This is a genomic window from Candidatus Electronema sp. JM, assembly GCF_048287415.1.
GTDB lineage: Bacteria > Desulfobacterota > Desulfobulbia > Desulfobulbales > Desulfobulbaceae > Electronema.
This window is the reverse complement of sequence record NZ_JBLWEN010000027.1, coordinates 116,268-135,186: the sequence shown is the minus strand read 5'-3', so window position 1 is coordinate 135,186 and position 18,919 is coordinate 116,268. Positions and strand designations below refer to the sequence as shown.

The following is an 18,919-nucleotide window of genomic DNA, read 5'->3' as shown; positions in this document are numbered from 1 at the left end:
ACAGTCAGATGTTCATCTGAATCCTGTCAGGAAGAAAAATTCAAAAAGAAAATACGAAGCATTCATAGGAGATGGAATTAAATCCATCCGAAAGCGCATCGAATCAGCGTTCAGTGTCATTACACAAAGATTTCCAGCACATATTCATGCTGTCACCTCGCATGGTTTTGAATTGAAGGTTTTTCTTTTTATCTTGGCTTACGGTATTGAAAAAACAATGTTATAGGTCACAACTTGGGTTTTTCTTTATCGTTCTTGTTTTGAGCATAGGCTATTGCTGATCAGCGCACAAGTTTTTTCTGTTCCTTCCCGCACCGCAGCGGCAACGTCTTCATGCTCCTGCTTCCAAAGGTCAGTTGCCCCCGCCTTGACGCATGGCCGCCGCTGCCCAGCACAAGAGCCGGTCAGATTTCATTCTTGAGGCGGCCTGCAAGGAGGCGGAAAACGTCCTGCTTGACCAGCGGCTGTTTCTGCTGGATAAGGGGCAAGTTGCTGAATTCGCTGCTGTCCTGCGGCAAGGCATGGCCGGAAACCGGCAGCTTGAAACTCTGCTTTCCCGTCCGGCACCGTGGGAAGAGTGACCGCGCCGGAGCCGCTGGCCGCCAGCCATGAGACGGGCGGCTTTGCCTGCGGCGTTCCGTCCCTTGGTGACTGGCTGAAAAAGCAGGCGTTGAAAAATGAGGTCTCCGGCGCATCCCGCACCTATGCAGTCTGCGAGAGCGGCAGCCGGAACGTGGTCGGCTTTTATGCGCTGGCGACCGGCAGCGTGGCCCGCAAACAGGCTCCGGGCGGGAATCAGCCGCCAGAGATGCCTGAACCCACGCCCGTGGCTGTTTTGGGCCGCCTGGCTGTTGATGAACGCTGGCATGGCTGCGGCATCGGCTCCGGCCTGCTGAAAGATGCGGTCATCCGCGCCCTGCTTGTCCATGCGCTGAACGAGCAGGCCAAGGCGTTTTACCTTGGGCACGGCTTCATTGCATCGCCGATTGAGCCGATGACCTTAATGCTGAGTTTGGCGCAGACAGCGGCATGAATGCTGCCTTTTCTGAGGCTCATCAAAGGCGCAAGAGTACAGGAAAGCTGCGGTTTACTCTTTCAGCTTGAGAGAGAGGGATAGCTTCTATAGTTAAATTGGCTGTTAATGGCTTCTTCCAATCTTTCAGGGCAGCAAAAACTGGTGAAAGATGGCGCACAACATGTTCCCCAGCTTGCTCCAGTCTGCTGGAGAATTTTTTGATCATTTGTTATAAAAACTCTGGCGTTGCAAAAAGCAGCGGCCATTAGGATTTCAAAGTCCTCATTAGGCAAGAAAGAATCTTTCGTCAAATTATCTTCGTGAGCAAATCCTTCTGAGTTATACCAGTCAGAATTATATACGTCATGATAAGTATAAACATGAATAAAATTATCTCTGATTTTTCTATCTATATTGCTAAAACTCTCGCGTATTAAATTCTTCCATTGACAAATATCTCTCTGAAGCTCAACAGATTCATACAATTTTACACCATGTTCTATATAATTAAGCTCTTCTGGGAATTTTTCTCTAATTTTTCTATCTATACTGATAGCACCCTCGCGCATTAAACGTTTCCATTGACAAATATCTCTCTTGAGTTCAACAGGTTCATATGGTTTTATATCATTTTCTATACAACGAAGCTCTTCTATAAAATATCTATCACACCATTCTTCGCATTGATTATACCAGAAAGACCTGTCATCTGAAGGCTTCTCTATTTTAGAGATTTTTTTACGCAATTCAGCAAGCATACCTATAAGCTCTGTTGGCATTACATATTTTATTGGATCATCTTCGCATGCTCCAGACAGTGCAATTCTTTTTACCATTGAATACAATTCGTAAATACACTTTTGAAAAGTAACTATTTGAAAATTATTACTTCTTAGTATTTTCACCATGTCGTTTTCTTGTTCATCTCCTCCTATTATATTCCTCAGTAGTATATTAGTATCTAAAAAGGCTTTTTGTATCTTCATGGAACCATTTCTGTAAAATTTAGAAAGAAAATCCCCGCTTCCAGAGCCGCCTGAAAGTTCAACCAGCAGAATAAACCGTTCCAGATCAGCAGGCAAGGGTTTTCCATGCTCTTCCGTCACGGCCTGCCGTGATAGGGGCACTGTATGCGGGCTGTCCATCTTCATCCGCTCGCCGGGAATGCGCCAGAGGGGCGCGTCAAGGCTGATCTCCGCCCATGTCGCCCCCCGCGTCTCACCGCTCCGGGCCGCTGTCAATATGGTGAACTGCAAGGCAAGTTTGGTGGCTGTGTCAATGTCCGCCCGCATGAGGGTTTGCATGAACTCCGGCAGCTCATCGCCTGACAGCGCGGCCCGGTGAACTGTCTTGCGACTTTTCAAGGCTCCCTGCATGTCGGCAGCCGGGTTATAGGTTGCTCTCCCAAAACGCAGATGGACTCCTTGCCGTCCACTCTGAAACGGCAGCACCATGTGCTTTTTCCTGACTCGGCGACATGGAAATACAGCCCCTGACCATCGGGCAGTTTGTATGGCTTGTCTTTGGGCTTGGCTTGACGAATTTGAACAGCGGTGAGTTTTGACATGGTGCGGCTATCGGGAAGGCAGCGGGTATGTTGTTTATCTTGTCAGATACCCCCGCAGTTACACCCGCTTCATGCAGCGGAAGTCAACGCACTTTTTGGACGAAAACGGAAGAAAAAGCAAAGAAAAACCCGCTGACCTGTTAAGGTTGCGGGCTTTATGATACGTCAATGGACGTTACTGAACTATGATATGGTGCCGAAGGGGAGAGTCGAACTCCCACAAGCGTACGCTCACTAGACCCTGAACCTAGCGCGTCTACCAATTCCGCCACTTCGGCACTGCGCCGACTAATATGCCTTATTCCGGGGGCGGTGTCAACAGTTTTTCATCGCCTTCAGGTGCTTTTTTCGCGGGGACGCATGAACTGTTTGCGGCTTTCCCCGGCTTGAGGTACATATTCGGCATCCATTCAGAAGCGGAACTCAGCCGGAAACCACGCGCGCCATGCAGATATTCACCAGCTTGCAGGACATCACCCAGCCTTTCCACCGCCCGGTCGTCACCATCGGCAACTTTGACGGCGTACACTTGGGGCACCAGCTGCTCTTCAGCGAGGTGCTGATCCGTGCGCGGCGCAGCGGCGGCACTGCCGTGGCAGTGACCTTCGACCCGCATCCGCTCAAGGTGCTGCGGCCCGAAGGCATCCGTCTGATCTCCAGCACGGAGCAGAAGAGCGGGCTGATCCTCCTTGCGGGCATGGACGCGCTGGTGATCATCCCCTTTGACCGCCAGTTCGCCCAGATGAGCGCGGCGGCCTTTGTCGAGGACATTCTCTGCCGCACCCTCGGCGTGCAGGAGCTGGTGATCGGCTACGACTACGCCCTGGGCCGGGGCCGCGAGGGCACCATTGACTTCCTCCGCCGACAAGGGGAGGAGCGCGGCTTTCCCGTCACCGTGGTCGAGGCGCATTACGAGGACGGCCTGCCGGTCTCCAGCACCCGCATCCGCCAGTTGGTGACGGAAGGGCGGATGCAGGAGGTGCGCCGTCTGCTGGGCCGCTGCTACCACATCCGGGGCGAAGTCCAGCGCGGCAGGCAGCGGGGCCGGGGCCTTGGCTTCCCGACCGCCAACCTGCGCATAAGCGAGGACGACCTCTGCCCGAAGCAGGGCGTGTACGTCACCCAGGTGATCTGCGGCGGCAAGATGTACGGCAGCATCTCCAACATCGGTCGCAACCCCACCTTCGGCGAGAACGAGCTGGTGGCGGAAACCCACATCTTTGACTTCAGCGACGACATCTACGGCCAGCCCATCCGCCTGAACCTGCTCCGCCACCTGCGCGGTGAGATTAAGTTCAATTCGCCGGACGAGCTTGCCTCGCAAATCCGCAGGGATGTCGAGACCGCCCGCCATGTGCTGGAGGACGCGGCCAAGGAGCGGCTGCTCGCCTGCGAGGAAGCGGCTGACCAGAGGATGCTGTAAAAAGCGCGGGCATTTCCGCGCTGATAGCAGCAGGCGCGGCCGACCCAGCATCGAATTGATGAATCTGCTGGGATGGGCATATTGCCATCCCAGCTTTTATTCTTCTCTCAGCCGTTCTTTTTGGCAAAATCGGCCATGAACTCAACCAGCTTCTGCACGCCCTCCAGCGGGAAGGCATTGTAGATTGAGGCGCGGCAGCCGCCGACATCGCGGTGGCCTTTCAGGCCATCAAGTCCAATGGCAGCAGCCTCTTTGACAAACTTGGCCTCCAGCTCGGCGGTGGGCAGATTGAAGGAGATGTTCATCAGCGAGCGGCAATCCTTCTCGGCGTGGCCACGGTAGAAATCAGTCGCGTCAATTGCCTGATAGACCAGAGCCGCCTTTTCCTCGTTGCGCCGCTCCATCGCCGCCAAGCCGCCCTGCTCCTTCAGCCAGCGCATGACCAAGCCCACGCAGTAAATCGCGAAAGTCGGCGGGGTGTTGTACATCGAGCCTTTGTCCGCGTGCGTCTTGTAGCGGAGCATGGCGGGCACTCCAGCCGGGCAGCGGTCCAGCCAGTCTTCGCGGATGATGACGACAGTCACACCCGCAGGCCCCATGTTCTTCTGCGCTCCGGCGTAGATGAGGCCGAACTTGGACACATCCACAGGCCGCGACATGATGTCCGACGACATGTCGCAGACCAAGGGGCAGCCTTTGTCCGGGAACTTGGGGAAGCGGGTGCCGTAAATGGTGTTGTTCGAGCAGAGGTGCAGATATTCGGCATCAGCAGCCACGCTGTACTCGTCCTCAGTCGGCACATGCTTGAAGCGGTTCGGCTCGCCGGTGTAGGCCACGTCAATCTGGCCAAAAGCCTTGGCCTCCTTGATCGCCTTGCCCGCCCACACGCCGGTGTTGAGATAGACGGCTTTCTTGCCCGGCCCCAGCAGGTTCATCGGCACCATGAAGAACTGCGACGACGCGCCTCCCTGTAAGAACAGCACCTTGTAAGTCGCAGGCACGGATAGCAGCTCGCGGATCAGCGCATCGGCCTCATCCAGTACGGCGATGAAATCCTTCGAGCGGTGGCTCATCTCGATCAAGCCTATGCCCTTGTTGTTGAAATTGACGATGTCGCGGGCTGCCTGCTCAAGAACGGACTGCGGCAGAACGGCAGGTCCTGGGCTGAAGTTGAAGATTTTTTCTGACATGATATGGTTCTCCTGTGCAATATAAAAGAGATGGGATGAATTTGCTTGTTCTATAACCTAACGTTCTGACCTGTCACATCGTTTTCTGCTGAAGGGTGCTGTCGCTCTGAGCGGAGCCATATCCTGATTCGGCCATATTATCGCGCATGGCGCACCGTCATCCAAGCAAAAAGGGAGGGCCGCGCCCTCCCTCCGCCGCATTTCTACCCGATCAGCTCCAGCACGGTCTTGGCGATGGATTCCGCGTCCAAGCCCTGCTGCTTATAGAGGTCAGACGGCTTGCCGGAGCCGCCGTATTGCTTCACGCCCAAGCGTTTCATCTTCGGCGCAAGGCCGTTGTCTAAGAGCACGGTCGCCACGGACGCGCCGAGGCCGGTTTCCACATGGTGATCCTCCACCGTGACGACCGCGCCGGTTTTGGCCGCCGCAAGCACTGCGTCTTTGTCCAAGGGCAGCAGCGAGGCCATGTTCAGCACGGCGATGGATTTGCCTGCCTGTTTGAGCAGCTTCCATGCCTCAATGCAGGATGGTGTCAACGCGCCATAAGTGATGATGGTTGCATCCGTTCCTTCACGCAGCCAGTCGGCCTTGCCGGGGGTGAAGATGTAGTCCGCATCAAAGAAGACGCTGCCGTCCTCCTTGGTGATGGTCGGCGTTTTCGAGCGGCCCATGCCGACGAAATGATTGCCCCGCTGCACGGCAATATGACGGATGATGCGGTCGGTCTGATTGGGATCGGCAGGCATGAAGACCGAAAAACGGAAGTAGTTCTTCATCAGGCCGAGATAATCAATGCACTGATGCGTCGGGCCGTCTTCGCCGACATCAAGACCAACGTGCGTGGCCACCACTTTCACGTTTGTGTGGTTGAAATCGTTGAGCCGGTTCTGATTATAGACCTCGGATACGGCGAACGAGCCGAAGGTGGAGAAAAAGGTGACGAGATTCTCGCAGCTCATCGCTCCGGCAGTGCCTGCGGCGTGATGCTCCTGAATGCCCAGCTCCAAATATGCCTGCGGCGAATGCTTGTGAAAACCGTCCATCTTCACCGAGCCTTCCAAGTCGCACGAAATGCCGACGATCTTCGGCATTTGACCGGGCTGGTTGTTCGCCTGCGCCAAGCTGAGGAGCGCGTCGCCGTAAGCTGAACGGCAGTCGGTCATCTTGTCCGCAGCATAAACAAGCGGTGCGCCCGCCTGCACCTGCGGATACTCGGCTCGCGGCGGCATGATCGTCTTGCCGTTGACCGGCTGCTTACGCCGCGCCTGCCATTGCTCAAAATCGTTCTCCACACCCAGTTCAGCCAAGGCCTTGGCCAAATCATCCGGCGGCAGCGGCGAGCCGTGGTATTTCGCCTTGTTTTCCATGAAGGAAATTCCCTTGCCCATCACCGTCTGAGCGATGAGCACGGTCGGCACACCGCTGATGTTGCGGTACGACTCACGCATGGCTTTGTAGATGGCGTTGCAGTCGTGGCCGTCAATCTTGACCGTCTGGAAGCCCAAGCCGCCGTAGAGCTTCTGCATACATTGCGGCATGATGTCCTCAGTGCTGCCGCAGATTTGCAGCTTGTTGCGGTCGATCAGCACGGTGAGGTTGTCCAACTTGTACTTGACCGCGTGGCGGATGGCCTCGACAATCTGGCCTTTCTGGTGCTCGCCGTCGCCCATCAGGCAGAAAACGCGGTTCGGCATACCCTTAAGCTTGAAGGCGTGCGCCATGCCCACCGCCGTGGACAAGCCTTGGCCGAGATTGCCGGTATCCCATTCCACGCCCGGCACGATGGATTCCACGTGGCCGGGAAAACCGGAATTTGTGCGCCGGAAGCCTGCAAGAAAATCCTCTTCGCTGAAATAGCCGTTCTCGGCCAGCACGCTGTACACGCCCGGCGAAATGTGGCCGATGGAGGCGACAAAGCGGTCGCGCTCGGCCATGCGCGGATTGGCTGGGTCATGGCGGAGGATGCCGTAGGCCACGAGCAGCATGTCTAACGAAGACAGCGAGCCGCCCGGATGGCCGGATGCGGCCAGGCTGGTGGACAGCAGGATGCGGCGGGCGCAGCGGCTGCGCATTTCCTTGAGCGAGGCAAGTTCCGCGCTGCTCAGTTCAGCGGCGGACAGATCGAACTTCAGAGGCATGGTTTTCTCCATAAGGAAAGAAATGAAAAATGATGACGGGCAGGAAGATGCTCCTGCCCGCTCAAACTTGGCATGATCTGCGTGCGCTGCTTGTTTTAACGAGCTTGCTGCGGAAAGACAACAGGAAAGAGCGGAAGAGGCAATAACGAATTCCCAAAGAATCCTTGACAGAGCCTGTTTGGGAAGTTGATTCAAAAAATTTGACGAAATTAGAGCGCGTCGGGTATAATTCAAAAAATTATACTCTCGCTAATTCCTTTCCTTTCCTTTTCGCCGGAACAGCAGCCCAATATGAACAATCTGCTTTCAAATCCGTGCAGTTATCTGAAGCTGCGTGATCAGATTGTTTTTTTTGGAGCCTGCGCAATGGCTGTAGCGCTGCTCCTGCTGTATGGCACATTCGCAGTGCTGGCAGACAGAGAAGAAAAAAAATTGGCCCGCCAGCGCATTGAACAGGGCTTTCTTGTCTTGGAGCAGGTGTTCCAGATGCCGGAACAGCCCCTGCCTGCCGCCAAAATCACCCAAGAGCTGATCAATGCCGCCGCCTTGCAAAGCGGCCTGCATATTCACATCCTCCTGCCGGACCGAGTGCTGACTTCTGACGGCAGACCGGCCTGCGCCGGAACCCTGCCGGATGCGCTGCCGGTGCTGAACGGCGGGCCGACAGCATGGCATGGCAGCCCGGTTGTCCACGACAGCAGAATGATGGTGTATGCCGCCCGGCTGCCCTTGGCTGGCGGCGGCCAAGCCGCTGTGCTGCTGGGCGCGGAGCGGGGCGGGGCGCATCAAAGCAGCACGTTGCTCGGCGCGGCGCTGCTGGGCGTTTTTGCCTTTGCCTTTGCCGTGTTCATCCCGATCGCCAATCTTTTTGTCCGCTATGCGGTTTCGGATCCAATCGCCGAGCTGATCGCCCGGATTGACACGCTGGAGAGCGATGTCTGGCAGCCGCTGGACGAATGCTGCCACACCGCAGAATTTTCAAACTTGGCGCGGACGTTCAACCGGATGGCCGGCCTGATCCGTCAGCACAACCGGCAGGTGCAGCTCCTGTCAGCAGCAGTGGAGCAAAGCCCGGCAGCGGTGGTGATCACCGACACCAGAGGCCGGATCGGCTATGTCAACGCGGCGGCGGAGCAGATGACCGGCTACACGGCGGACGAGCTGATCGGCAGGCCGACCAGCATCTTCCGCTCCGGGCAAACATCGCCGGAGGTCTATCAGAGCTTGTGGCAGACCGTCATGCAGGGCAAGGTGTGGAAAGGCGAGCTGCTGAATCGGGCCAAGGATGGCTCGCTGTTCTGGGAGGCGATGACCGTCGCCCCGATCCGCTCCGGCGCGGCGATCAGCCAGCTTGTCGCCACCAAGGAGGACATCACCGCCCGCAAAAAAACTGGCGAGCTGCTCCGCCGCTATGAGCAAATCATCGCTGCCACAGATGATCTGATGGCCTTTGTTGACCGCAAGTTGACCTATCAAGCAGTGAACGCCGCGTATGTGAAAGCCTTCCGCAAACCGCGCCAGAAAATTATCGGCAGCAGCGTGGAGGAGCTGCACGGCGAAAATTATGCGCGGCAGGCAATGCAGGAAAAGCTGGAACGCTGCTTGGCAGGCGAAGAAGTGCATTATCAAGGCTGGTTCAATTTTCCGCCCGCTGGCCAGCGGCATCTGAATGTCTCCTGGTATCCCTTTGCCTCAGACAGCGGCGAAATCAGCGGCATTGTCATGGTCGCTCACGATGTCACCGCGCTCAAGCTCCAAGAGGAGCTGCTGCGGGAGAGCGAGCATCGGTACCGCCAGACCTTTGAGACCAACACTGCGGTCAAGCTGATCATCAATCCAGAAAACGGGCAGATTGAAGAGGCCAACGAGGCCGCCTGCCGGTATTACGGCTACAATCTGGCCACGCTGCTTTCGATGCGGATCACGGATATCAACCCGCTGCCGCCTGCCGAGGTGAAGGCGGCGATGGCCCGTGCCGCCGCGCAGCGGCAGCTTCATTTCCAGTTCCGCCACCGGCTGGCCAGCGGCGAGCTGCGCGATGTCGAAGTCTATTCCAGCCCGCTGCAAAATGGCGAGCGGACATTGCTCTACTCCATCATTCATGATATAACTGACCGCAGGAGGGCGGAAGATGCGCTGCGGGAAAGCACTGAGCGGCTGGAGCTGGCGGTCACTGGCGCAAGTCTGGGCACATGGGACTGGAACATCGGCAGCGGCGAGGTGGTGTACAATGCACGCTGGGCGGAGCTGCTCGGTTATGAGCTTCAAGAAATTGCCCCGCATGTCTCGACGTGGGAAAATGCCCTGCGCCCGGCAGAAAAGGACGAGGTCATGCGGCTGTTGAACGACCATCTTGAAGGCCGCAGTCCGTTTTTCACTGCTGAACAGTGTCTCCGGCACAAGTCGGGCCGCTGGATATGGGCCTTGGCCGCAGGCCGGGTTTTTCAGCGTGATGCCGTTGGCAGGCCGCTGCGGGCCGCAGGCATTCTGTTCGACATCAACGCCCGCAAGCTGGCCGAGCAGCAGCTCGTGGCGGCCAAAGAGCTGGCCGAGTCAGCAAATCATGCCAAGTCGGTCTTTCTCGCCAGCATGAGCCATGAGCTGCGCACCCCGCTCAACGCCGTGCTCGGCTACACCCAAATTCTTTCCGGCGATCCAGGCCTGACCCAGAAGCAGCTCAACAGCATCCGCACCATCCATAAATCCGGCGAGCATCTGCTGATGCTGATCAATGACATCCTTGATCTTTCCCGGATTGAGGCGGGCAAAATGGAGCTGGTGACGCGGGAATTCCGGCTGCCGCCTTTTTTGAACGGTATTGCGGAAATCAGCCGGGGCAGGGCGCAGCTCAAGCAGCTGGAGCTGCGTTATGAGCCTGACCCCTCACTGCCTGCGGTGATTGAAGCTGATGAGCTGCGCCTGCGCCAGATACTTCTTAATCTGCTGTCCAATGCGGTCAAATTCACCCGGCAAGGCCGCTGCATTCTCAAAGTGCAGGCAAGACCGACCAGCGGCGAGCGGGTCATGCTGACCGTCAGCGTTGAAGACAGCGGCGCAGGCATCGCCCCGGAGATGCAGCAAAAAATTTTTGAACCCTTCCGGCAAGGCGGCGGACGGCTTCAACATGCGGACGGCTCCGGCCTCGGCCTGGCGATCAGCCGCACCTTAGTCCGCCTGATGGGCGGCGAGCTGCAAGTCACCAGCCCGCTGCATGAAATTCCTCCTTGTGGTGAAGGACCGGGCAGCCGCTTCTTTTTCAGCATTGAGGTGCGCACGCCGGGCGGTGTGCCGGATATCTCGTCCAAGCTCTGCGGCGACCGGAAAATTCTGATTGTTGACGAACGCGCCGCGCATCGGGCTGTTCTGCGCGGCATCCTTGAAGACGCGGGCTTTCAGACGCAGGAGCTGGCGGATCGCAGCCGGATTGCTGAAATCTGCGGCCAGCTTCGGCCTGATGCGGTGCTGCTTGATTTCCGCATGCCGGAGCTGGGCGGCCTGCCGCTGACCAAGCAGCTCCGCGAGCGGCCTGAGCTGCGCGATATTCCAGTGATTGCTGTTGCCGCGCCGGAGGATGCCGAGCAAGGAGCGCAGGTGGAGCAATTCGCCGCCTTTGTTGTCCGTCCCTTCACCTCAGCGGATTTGCTGGCGGTGCTCGCCGCCCAATTGGCACTTCCGCTGGCGGTCAAGCCCGCCCCCGCAGCCCTGCCGGACTGGGCTTGGCCGCCGCCAGAGGAACTGGCCGCGCTCGCCGCCCTTGCCCGGACTGGCGACATCGCCGGGCTGCTGCGCAAAACCGCTTGGCTGGCTCAAGCTGAAGGCGGACGCTGGCGCACCTTCGCGGCCAAAGTTGAGGAGCTTGCCGACAATTTTCAGCTGAATCAGATTGTCAGCTTGGCCGACCATCCCAAGACCCGTGCCAATTCATGAGCGACCACGCCAATGACCTCATTCTGATCGTGGATGATCAGCCTGCCAGTTTAAAAATCCTGCTCTCTTTCCTGCAAGACCGGAACTTTGAGCTGCGTGTTCTGCCAAGCGGAGCGCAGGCTTTGGCCGCCTTGGATCATTTCACGCCGGACATCATTCTGCTTGATGTGCTGATGCCGGAGATGGACGGCTTTGAGACCTGCCGCCGGATGCGGAAAAGGCCGGAGCTGACGGAAATTCCAATTATTTTCATGACCGCCCTCAGCAGGTTGGAGGACAAGGTTGAAGGCTTTGCCGCAGGCGGGGTGGATTACATCACCAAGCCTTTTCAGCAAGTGGAGGTGCTGGCCCGGATCAGCACCCAGCTCAGTTTGCGGCGGAAAACCCTCAAGCTGAAGGCTGCGCAGGAGACGCTGCTTCATCAAAAGACCATGCTGGAGGCCCTGCTCGACTCCATCCCGGATCCGATTTATTTCAAAGACCTGAACAATTGCTACCTTGGCTGCAACCGGGCCTTTGAGCAGTTCGCAGGCAAGGCCGAGGCGGAAATTTTAGGCCGGACCGACAGCGAGTTCCTGCCGCCGGTGCTGGCCGCCTCCTTTCGCAGCCATGACGCGGCGATGCTCGCTGACCGCACCGCCTCCCGCAACGAGGAAGAATTAACCGGCCCCGACAACGAGACCGCTCTCTATGATGTTCTCAAAAGTCCCTACATCGGCCCAGACGGCGGCCTGCTCGGCCTGATCGGCATCTGCCGGAACATCACCGAGCTGAAAAAGGCGGAGCGGCAGGCTGAAGAGGAACGGGAACGCTTGAGCGTCACTCTGCATTCCATCGGCGACGGCGTGATTGCCACTGATGTTCTTGGCAGAATCAGCTATTGCAACAAGGTGGCCGAGCAGCTCACCGGCTGGAGCTTGGCTGAAGCGGCGGATCAACCATCCTCGGAAGTGTTCCGCATTATCAATGAAAAGACGGAAGCCGCCTGCGCCGATCCGGTGCGGCAGGTTCTAGAGCTGGGCCGGGCGGTCACGCTGGACAGCCACACAGCCTTGATCCGCCGCGACGGCAGCCGTCTGAGCATCGCTGACAGCTGTGCGCCGATCCATGACCGGGCAGGCCGTCTGCTTGGCACCGTGATTGTCTTCCGCGACGTGACCAATGAGCGGAAGATCACCGAGGAGATGCTGAAAATCAGGAAGCTGGAGTCGGTCGGCCTGCTTGCCGCTGGCATTGCCCATGACTTCAACAATATCCTCACCGCCATTCTCGGCAATATCGAGCTGGCCGGGGTCATGCTGCAAACAGACAGCAGACAGACTGCTGCCCTGCTCACTGACGCGCAGAAAGCCGCAATCCGGGCGGCCAAGCTGACCCGCCAGCTGCTGACGTTCGCCAAGGGCGGCGAGCCGGTCAAAGAGGCGATAGATTTAGCCGAACTGGTGCAGGAGGCGGCGGACTTTGTCCTGCTCGGCTCATCCGTTTCCTGCGACTACACCTTTGCCGACCAGCTCCGCCTGATCAGCGCTGACAGCAGCCAGATCAGTCAGGTGATTCAAAACATTGTCCTGAATGCCAAGCAGGCCATGCCGGAAGGCGGCAAAATTCAAATATCCTGCGTCAATGTTGCGGGAGCTGCGGAAACCGTTCTGCCGCCTGAGCTGCGGCAGGGCGACTTGGTCCGCATCACCATTCAGGACCGGGGCCGGGGTATTCCCCCGCACATCATCGACAAAATTTTTGATCCATTTTTCAGCACCAAGCCGGAAGGCAGCGGTCTGGGGCTGGCCATCTGCCATTCTGTCATCATGAAGCATGGCGGCTGGATCGCCGTGCAATCAGAACTGGGGCGGGGAACGATGTTTGCTGTGTATCTGCCCGCTGCCAAGCCTGATGAGCTGGCTGCCGGGCGCACGATTAGAAAGGAGGAGGCCGCTATGAAGCAAACCGCCCTGATCATGGTGATGGATGATGAGCCGATGCTGCGTGATCTGGCCAAAGCCCAGCTTCACGCCTTAGGACATGAGGCTGTTCTGGCTGCGGACGGCGAGGAGGCGGCAGCCAGCTATGCGCGGCTGCGTGACGAGGGCAGGCCAGTTGATCTGGTGATTATGGATTTGACTATTCCCGGCGGCATGGGCGGCATAGAGACAGCCCGGCTGCTGCTGGAGCTGGATCCGGCGGCCCGGCTGATCGTCGCCAGCGGCTATTCCAATGATCCTGTGCTGGCCGAATACCGCAAGTACGGCTTCCGGGCAGCAGTAGCCAAACCCTTCAGCCTCAACGACCTGCGCCGGGCCATTGCCGCCGCTTTGCAGTCAGATCAAGGATGAACCGCCTGCCGCCGCGCCTGCTGCCTGCCGAAGCAGCTCATCCAGTCTGCGCGGCGAGGAAAGGTATTCCCGGCTCAGGCCATATTCGCTCATAATGCCGCAGAACCGCAAAAATTCTTCCATCAGCCTGGTGTTCAGCTTGTCCCGGTGCTGAATGATGGAAAGCTGCCGCCGGGTGCTGATGCCCTCAATGGCTAAACTTTTCAGCCAGCCATGCTCGGTTTCACGGCAGATGGTCAATTCGGAGAGGCAGGACGCGCCCACGCCCGCCTCGACCGCTTTCTTGATCGCCTCAGTATGACCCATCCTGGTGACGACATTGAGCAAGGCGGCGTGATTGCCCAGCCTGTTTTTGAAAATCTCCGCAGTGCCTGAGCCTTCCTCGCGCAGCACCCAGACTGTTTTTTCCAAATCATCAGGAACGCGAAACACCTCCTGATCCGCCAAAGGGTGCGACGGCGCGACAATCACCCGCAGCTCATCCACAAACCAAGGAGTCCGCTGCACGGCATCGTCCGTCACTGCGCCTTCAACAAAGCCTAAATCCATCACCCCTTGTGCGACCATCCGCACCGCCTGTCTGGTGTTGGCGACCAGCATGTTGATCCGCGCCGCAGGGTGCTTGCGCATGAACAGCCCGACCGGATACGGCAGCACATAGTTGCCGATGGAGGAGCTGGCAACGATCTCCAGCGATCCGGCCACAGAACTTTTTTCTTCGCTGAGAAGCGATTCGATGTTTTTGATCTGAAAAATAATTTTTTTCGCCAGCGGCAGCAGGTAGCGGCCCCGGTCATTCAGAAGCAGACTGCGGCCATGCCGGTCAAAGAGCGGGCCGCCAAGCTGGCTTTCCAATTCCGCCAAGGCCATGCTGACCGCCGATTGGGTCAGAAACAGCATTTTGCTGGCCTTGGTCACTTGGGTGGTTTCCGCCACTGCGATGAAAATTTCAAACTGTCTGAACGTGATGGCCATATCTATTCGCTCCTGCCGCCTGCGGCGGGATATCGTGCTGCGCTTGTGCGCTCCTGCTGTGGTATATGAAGCTATCTATTTGATATCACCTTTCTTGTCAAGATAAAAAACAAAACTGGGATTTTTGCTGCCGCTGTTTTTTCTTCTTGACAGAAAAAAGCAAAGTTTATAATATAAATTTACAAAATGTATTATCGCTGTCCAAATTTTCATTCCCGCACCAGCACATAACCTCCACGCCGACAGCGTCTGCCCGACGTATAGGTTGTTCACCCTACGAAAATGAGGTGAAAAACCTATTGCACGGGCGTGCGGCATTGTGTTTAAGTCATGAAACGCAGCTCATCGTCCAATCAAAAACGGAGATTTTTTTCATGACCAGCCTGTTTGCACTTTATTCCTATGCCATTTTTTTTGGCGCAATGCATGCCTTTGAACCCGGCCACGGCAAAACCCTGATCGCGGCCTACATGGTCGGCACCAGAGGCCGGGCGTGGGATGGCGTGCTGCTCGGCAGCATCGTCACCATCACCCACACCTTCAGCGTCATCCTGCTTGGTTTGGCGGCGATGCTGTTGTCGAAACGCTATTCGGATGAAGTGCTGCACAACTGGCTGGGCTTTGTTTCCGCCGGGCTGATCCTGGTCGTCGGCATCTGGATGCTGCGGCAGCGGCTTTCCAGTTCAGGGCACGGCCATTTTCACCTCTTCGGCGGACATCACCACCATCATCCCCAGCCGCACAGCCACGATCATGAGCATCCGCACGCTCATGATGCCGGACAGGATCATGGCCACCAGCACGAGCAGCCGCATGAGCAAGAACACACGCACGAGCATCTTCATCCGCACGCCCATGACCATGAGCATGACGGCTATCACATGCATCCGCACAAAGCGCATGACCATGCAGCGGCCTGTGCGCATCACGAAGAACATAAGCCTGCTGCGGCAAAAACAACCAGCAAGCTGGAGCTGCTTTTTTTGGGCATGTCGGGCGGCATCATTCCTTGTCCGGCGGCAATCGCCACCCTGCTTGCCGCCATTGCTGCGGGCAAAATCGCCCAAGGTCTCAGCGTCACGCTTTTTTTCAGTCTCGGCCTCGGCGGCGTGATGATCACCATCGGCGTGCTTCTTTCCCAAAGCCGCCATCTGACGAACAAAATCAACGAAAATCTTGACTTTTCCCGGAAAATGGGGATAGCCAGCGCCGTGCTGATCGTCCTGCTCGGCGCCTACACCATGTTCAATTCCGTCAAGAATATTTGGTTCTGACCAAGTTGGGCGCGGTTTGCCGAAAAAAACGCAAAGCCAGGCACGAAGGCTGCCTGGCTTTTTTATTTTCCAAATATCTGCCGTGCTGAAAGGCGCAACCGCTTGACATGCGTTCTGAAGTTGAGATCACTCAGCAAGTTCAGATATATCTCAGGATGCTTACTACGACAAGTTTTCTGAGCACTGACAGGCTTGTCGGCTGTTTTTTTAGAGAATCCTGCCGAAAGGGTGCTTTTTTGTTGCGTTTATTCCTACCCTGTGGTATTTTCTGCCTGTCAGCCGCAGCCTCAAAGCCGTTCTGGCAAAATGCCGCCGGAACGCACACCCTCCCCTGACAGGCAGGAGAACCATATCTTGAATCAGCCGAAAATGACCACAGAAGAATTCACCCTGTACCGCAAAAAACTCGACAAAACCCAAAAATCGCTTTCCCGGCTGCTGGGTGTGTCGCTGAAGGCTGTCCAGAGCTACGAGCAGGGCTGGCGGGCCGTGCCGCTGCATATTGAGCGCAAGCTGCTCTTTTTGGTGGTCAATCAGCGCCGTGATGACACGGTGAAACGGAAGGAATGCTGGACGGTGAAAAAATGCAGCTGCAAAAAGGATTGTCCCGCGTGGGAATTTCAGGCTGGACATCTCTGCTGGTTCCTCAATGGCACCCTCTGTGAATGCACTTCCGGCAAAGAGGGCAAAGACAAAATGGAAATCTGCCGTGAATGTGAAGTGCTGACCTCGCTGCTGTAATTTTTTCCCCGCCGCTGTCTGCCTCAATCTGCGTTCTGCGCCAGAAAATACAACGAATCATAGGTCAGCGTCACGCCGCCATCCGCACTGAAGCGGCGGCGGTACTCGGCGCAGAATTGCTCCAGCTTGGCGCGGCTCCACGGGCTGCGACTGAGGGAGTTCACTCCGGTTTCGCGGAGATGGCGGAGCACTTCCTGCGGGCTGGAGAAATGCAGCGTTTCTATTTGCCTGCTGCTGTGGAGCAGGCGGAAACGGCGGCGCAGGGCTTCCTCAAGCTCCGCATGACTGCGGTACTTCAGGCCGATGCCGGTCAGTTCCCGAATTTCATGCAGATTCTCCGGGCCGTACAGGGAAAATGCCAACCAGCCGCCGGGCGCGAGATGTGCCGCCAGCTTGTCCAGCAGGCTGTTCAGGTCGTGCAGCCAATGCAGAGCGGAAGAAGAAATGATCAGATCAAAACTGCCCGGCAGCGGCAGGGTTTCGATGTCGCCGGGCAGAAAACGCAGAGCTGGACTGACAAGGCCAAGTCGGCTGGCAAAATCCGGCACCAGATCGTTGAGCACTAATTCTTCAATGCTGTTGAACTTCGCCAAAAGTCTGCGAGTCAGCAGGCCAGAACCGCAGCCGATCTCCAACACCCGCTGCGGCTGCTGAATAAGCAGCTCAAGCAGCCGTTCCGCCGCCTGCTGCTGGACAACTGCCTGTTTCTCATAGCTTACCGCCGCCCGCTGAAATTGCTGGCGGAGCAAGTCTTTGTCAACATGCTGCGGCATCCTCAGGCGCAGGCCGCCATCACCCGCCGAAATCCCTCCGCCGCCTTGGCAATCACCGCCTCATCCACGCAGAAGGCCAGACGGATATGCCCCGGCCTGCCAAAGCCCCGGCCCGGCACCGCCAATATCCGCTCCTCCAGCAGGAGCTGGCAGAACTCCACGTCATCAATCGGAGTTTTTGGAAAAAGATAGAACGCGCCCTTGGGCCGAACGTACTCAAAGCCCGCCTCGTCGAGAATGCGGCAGAACAGCTCGCGCCGCCGGGCATAAACCGCCATGTCCACGCTGACCTCTTGCAGCCGCGCGACCGCCCGCTGCATCAGCGCAGGCGCATTGACAAAGCCGAGAATGCGGTTGGCCAAGGTCAGGGCGTTGAGCAGGGCGGCCTTGTCCGGCATATTCGGATGCACAGCAAGATAACCGATGCGCTCGCCGGGCAGAGACAAGTCCTTGGAATAGGACGAAACGACGATGGAATTGACCGTGGCTGCCATCACCGAGGGCACCTCCGCGCCGTCATAGACAATCTTGCGGTACGGCTCATCGGCAATCAGGCAGACCGGCTGCGGCGCATTGTTTAACAGCTTGCCCAACGCGGCCAGCGACTCGGCGCTGTACACCTGCCCAGTCGGATTGTTCGGGCTGTTGATCAGCACCGCCTTGGTCTTCTCAGTCAAGGCCGCCGCAATCGCCGCCAGATCAAGGTTGAAGTCCTTGTCCGCAGGCACGATTTTGGCCGCGCCGCCGTGATTGTCGATGTAGAAGGTGTACTCGACAAAATAGGGGCTGATGATGATCACCTCGTCGCCGGGGTCGAGCAGGGCCTTCATCACCACATTAAGCGCACCTGCCGCGCCGCAGGTCATCAGCACGTCGCCCGCTGTGATCGGTACGCCCTGCTCCTGCGCCAGCCGGGCCGCGACCGCCTCGCGCACTTCAGGCCAGCCGCTGTTGGGCATGTAGGCATGGCAGCCGGGCCGCTCGTTTTGCACCAAATCGGCCAGCACTTGCACAAATTGCGGCGGCGGCGGCAAATCCGGGTTGCCGAGGCTGAAGTCAAAGACGTTTTCCGCACCGAACTGGGCCTTCATCTGGCTGCCTTCCTCGAACATCTTGCGAATCCACGAGGAAGTGCCAGCGAAGGCGAGCATTTTTTGGGAGGGAGTCATTTTTATGAAAGCTGGATTCAAGAGAAACTATTAGGAGTTACGCAGTTGCATAAAGATTAACTGTCGTAAGGGGATAAATTGGCTTTGCCCAATAAGCCCGGACAGCATTGCGGACAATTGAAATCTTCGCCTCAAACCAAGAGATTCCTTTGACAAAACAATGGTGTTCAAGACGCGGAAATGCCCGCAGAGCCAGTTCGACATGATATGTGCCGATTGCATTCCAATCTTGTCAAGAACAATCCAATTAAATACCTGTCCGTCCTTTGTTGCAATATTTTTTGTTAAATCAACGATTAACCCCTGTTGCGCCACACTTCTTTCAACGGTGTGCGCTGAAAATTATTCAGTGTATCCGCCCAGCAAGAGGATGTAAACAATCTTTCTCTGAAAA

Annotated in this window: 14 protein-coding genes, 1 tRNA gene and 1 pseudogene; 8 read left to right on the top strand and 8 right to left on the bottom strand. The window is 57.0% G+C overall.

From position 1 onward, the window contains the following. The 3 genes and pseudogenes from ACNKH6_RS05850 to ACNKH6_RS05840 all read left to right on the top strand — a co-directional run. Positions 1-226: pseudogene (locus ACNKH6_RS05850) on the top strand (IS982 family transposase); the annotation flags it as partial. 148 nt (positions 227-374) lie between these two features. Further along, positions 375-581, top strand: a complete 207-nt coding sequence (locus ACNKH6_RS05845) for a DUF1778 domain-containing protein (protein ID WP_417914609.1) — start codon at positions 375-377, stop codon at positions 579-581. After that, entirely contained in the window at positions 569-1,033 is a 465-nt protein-coding gene (locus ACNKH6_RS05840) for a GNAT family N-acetyltransferase (protein ID WP_417914608.1), read from the top strand. Before ACNKH6_RS05845 ends, ACNKH6_RS05840 begins: the two co-directional genes overlap by 13 nt. A 62-nt stretch (positions 1,034-1,095) precedes the next feature. Here ACNKH6_RS05840 and ACNKH6_RS05835 read toward each other — a convergent pair whose 3' ends face one another. The 3 genes from ACNKH6_RS05835 to ACNKH6_RS05825 form a co-directional block, all read right to left on the bottom strand. Next, positions 1,096-2,469 carry a tyrosine-type recombinase/integrase gene (locus ACNKH6_RS05835; protein WP_417914607.1) on the bottom strand — a complete coding sequence of 458 codons (1,374 nt, stop codon included), beginning with the start codon at positions 2,467-2,469 and terminating at the stop codon, positions 1,096-1,098. Beyond that, positions 2,376-2,582: an Arm DNA-binding domain-containing protein gene (locus ACNKH6_RS05830; RefSeq protein WP_417914606.1), complete on the bottom strand. Its 207-nt coding sequence runs from the start codon at positions 2,580-2,582 to the stop codon at positions 2,376-2,378. The genes ACNKH6_RS05835 and ACNKH6_RS05830 overlap by 94 nt, the downstream gene beginning before the upstream one ends. A gap of 191 nt (positions 2,583-2,773) precedes the next feature. Continuing rightward, positions 2,774-2,860, bottom strand: a tRNA-Leu gene (locus ACNKH6_RS05825). 167 nt (positions 2,861-3,027) lie between these two features. Here ACNKH6_RS05825 and ACNKH6_RS05820 point away from each other — a divergent pair. After that, entirely contained in the window at positions 3,028-4,005 is a 978-nt protein-coding gene (locus ACNKH6_RS05820; protein WP_417914605.1) for a bifunctional riboflavin kinase/FAD synthetase, read from the top strand. 107 nt (positions 4,006-4,112) lie between these two features. Here the strand turns inward: ACNKH6_RS05820 and serC are convergent, their stop codons facing one another. Together serC and ACNKH6_RS05810 are read right to left on the bottom strand one after the other, a co-directional pair. Next, positions 4,113-5,195 carry a 3-phosphoserine/phosphohydroxythreonine transaminase gene (gene serC, locus ACNKH6_RS05815; protein WP_417914604.1) on the bottom strand — a complete coding sequence of 361 codons (1,083 nt, stop codon included), beginning with the start codon at positions 5,193-5,195 and terminating at the stop codon, positions 4,113-4,115. 203 nt (positions 5,196-5,398) lie between these two features. After that, positions 5,399-7,333 (bottom strand): transketolase, encoded by a 1,935-nt coding sequence (locus tag ACNKH6_RS05810; RefSeq protein WP_417914603.1) that lies wholly within the window; start codon positions 7,331-7,333, stop codon positions 5,399-5,401. A 366-nt stretch (positions 7,334-7,699) separates the two neighbouring features. Here ACNKH6_RS05810 and ACNKH6_RS05805 point away from each other — a divergent pair, with 366 nt between their 5' ends. Both ACNKH6_RS05805 and ACNKH6_RS05800 read left to right on the top strand, forming a co-directional pair. Continuing rightward, a complete protein-coding gene (locus ACNKH6_RS05805; protein WP_417914602.1) occupies positions 7,700-11,260 on the top strand; it encodes a PAS domain S-box protein in 3,561 nt (1,186 codons plus the stop codon). Further along, complete coding sequence (locus ACNKH6_RS05800) at positions 11,257-13,593, top strand: response regulator (RefSeq protein ID WP_417914601.1); 2,337 nt, start codon at positions 11,257-11,259, stop codon at positions 13,591-13,593. Before ACNKH6_RS05805 ends, ACNKH6_RS05800 begins: the two co-directional genes overlap by 4 nt. Here ACNKH6_RS05800 and ACNKH6_RS05795 read toward each other — a convergent pair. After that, on the bottom strand, positions 13,579-14,568 hold the full coding sequence (locus tag ACNKH6_RS05795) for a LysR substrate-binding domain-containing protein (RefSeq protein WP_417914600.1): 990 nt from the start codon (positions 14,566-14,568) through the stop codon (positions 13,579-13,581). The two genes, ACNKH6_RS05800 and ACNKH6_RS05795, sit on opposite strands and share 15 nt — an antisense overlap. Before the next feature lie 374 nt (positions 14,569-14,942). Here ACNKH6_RS05795 and ACNKH6_RS05790 point away from each other — a divergent pair, with 374 nt between their 5' ends. Together ACNKH6_RS05790 and ACNKH6_RS05785 are read left to right on the top strand one after the other, a co-directional pair. Beyond that, a complete protein-coding gene (locus ACNKH6_RS05790) occupies positions 14,943-15,842 on the top strand; it encodes a sulfite exporter TauE/SafE family protein (protein ID WP_417914599.1) in 900 nt (299 codons plus the stop codon). Between the two features lie 354 nt (positions 15,843-16,196). Next, positions 16,197-16,583 carry a helix-turn-helix domain-containing protein gene (locus ACNKH6_RS05785; protein WP_417914598.1) on the top strand — a complete coding sequence of 129 codons (387 nt, stop codon included), beginning with the start codon at positions 16,197-16,199 and terminating at the stop codon, positions 16,581-16,583. 23 nt (positions 16,584-16,606) lie between these two features. Here ACNKH6_RS05785 and bioC read toward each other — a convergent pair whose 3' ends face one another. Together bioC and ACNKH6_RS05775 are read right to left on the bottom strand one after the other, a co-directional pair. Beyond that, positions 16,607-17,356: a malonyl-ACP O-methyltransferase BioC gene (gene bioC / locus ACNKH6_RS05780; protein WP_417914597.1), complete on the bottom strand. Its 750-nt coding sequence runs from the start codon at positions 17,354-17,356 to the stop codon at positions 16,607-16,609. A 2-nt stretch (positions 17,357-17,358) separates the two neighbouring features. Beyond that, on the bottom strand, positions 17,359-18,525 hold the full coding sequence (locus ACNKH6_RS05775; RefSeq protein ID WP_417914596.1) for a pyridoxal phosphate-dependent aminotransferase: 1,167 nt from the start codon (positions 18,523-18,525) through the stop codon (positions 17,359-17,361). Positions 18,526-18,919: the final 394 nt, after the last annotated feature.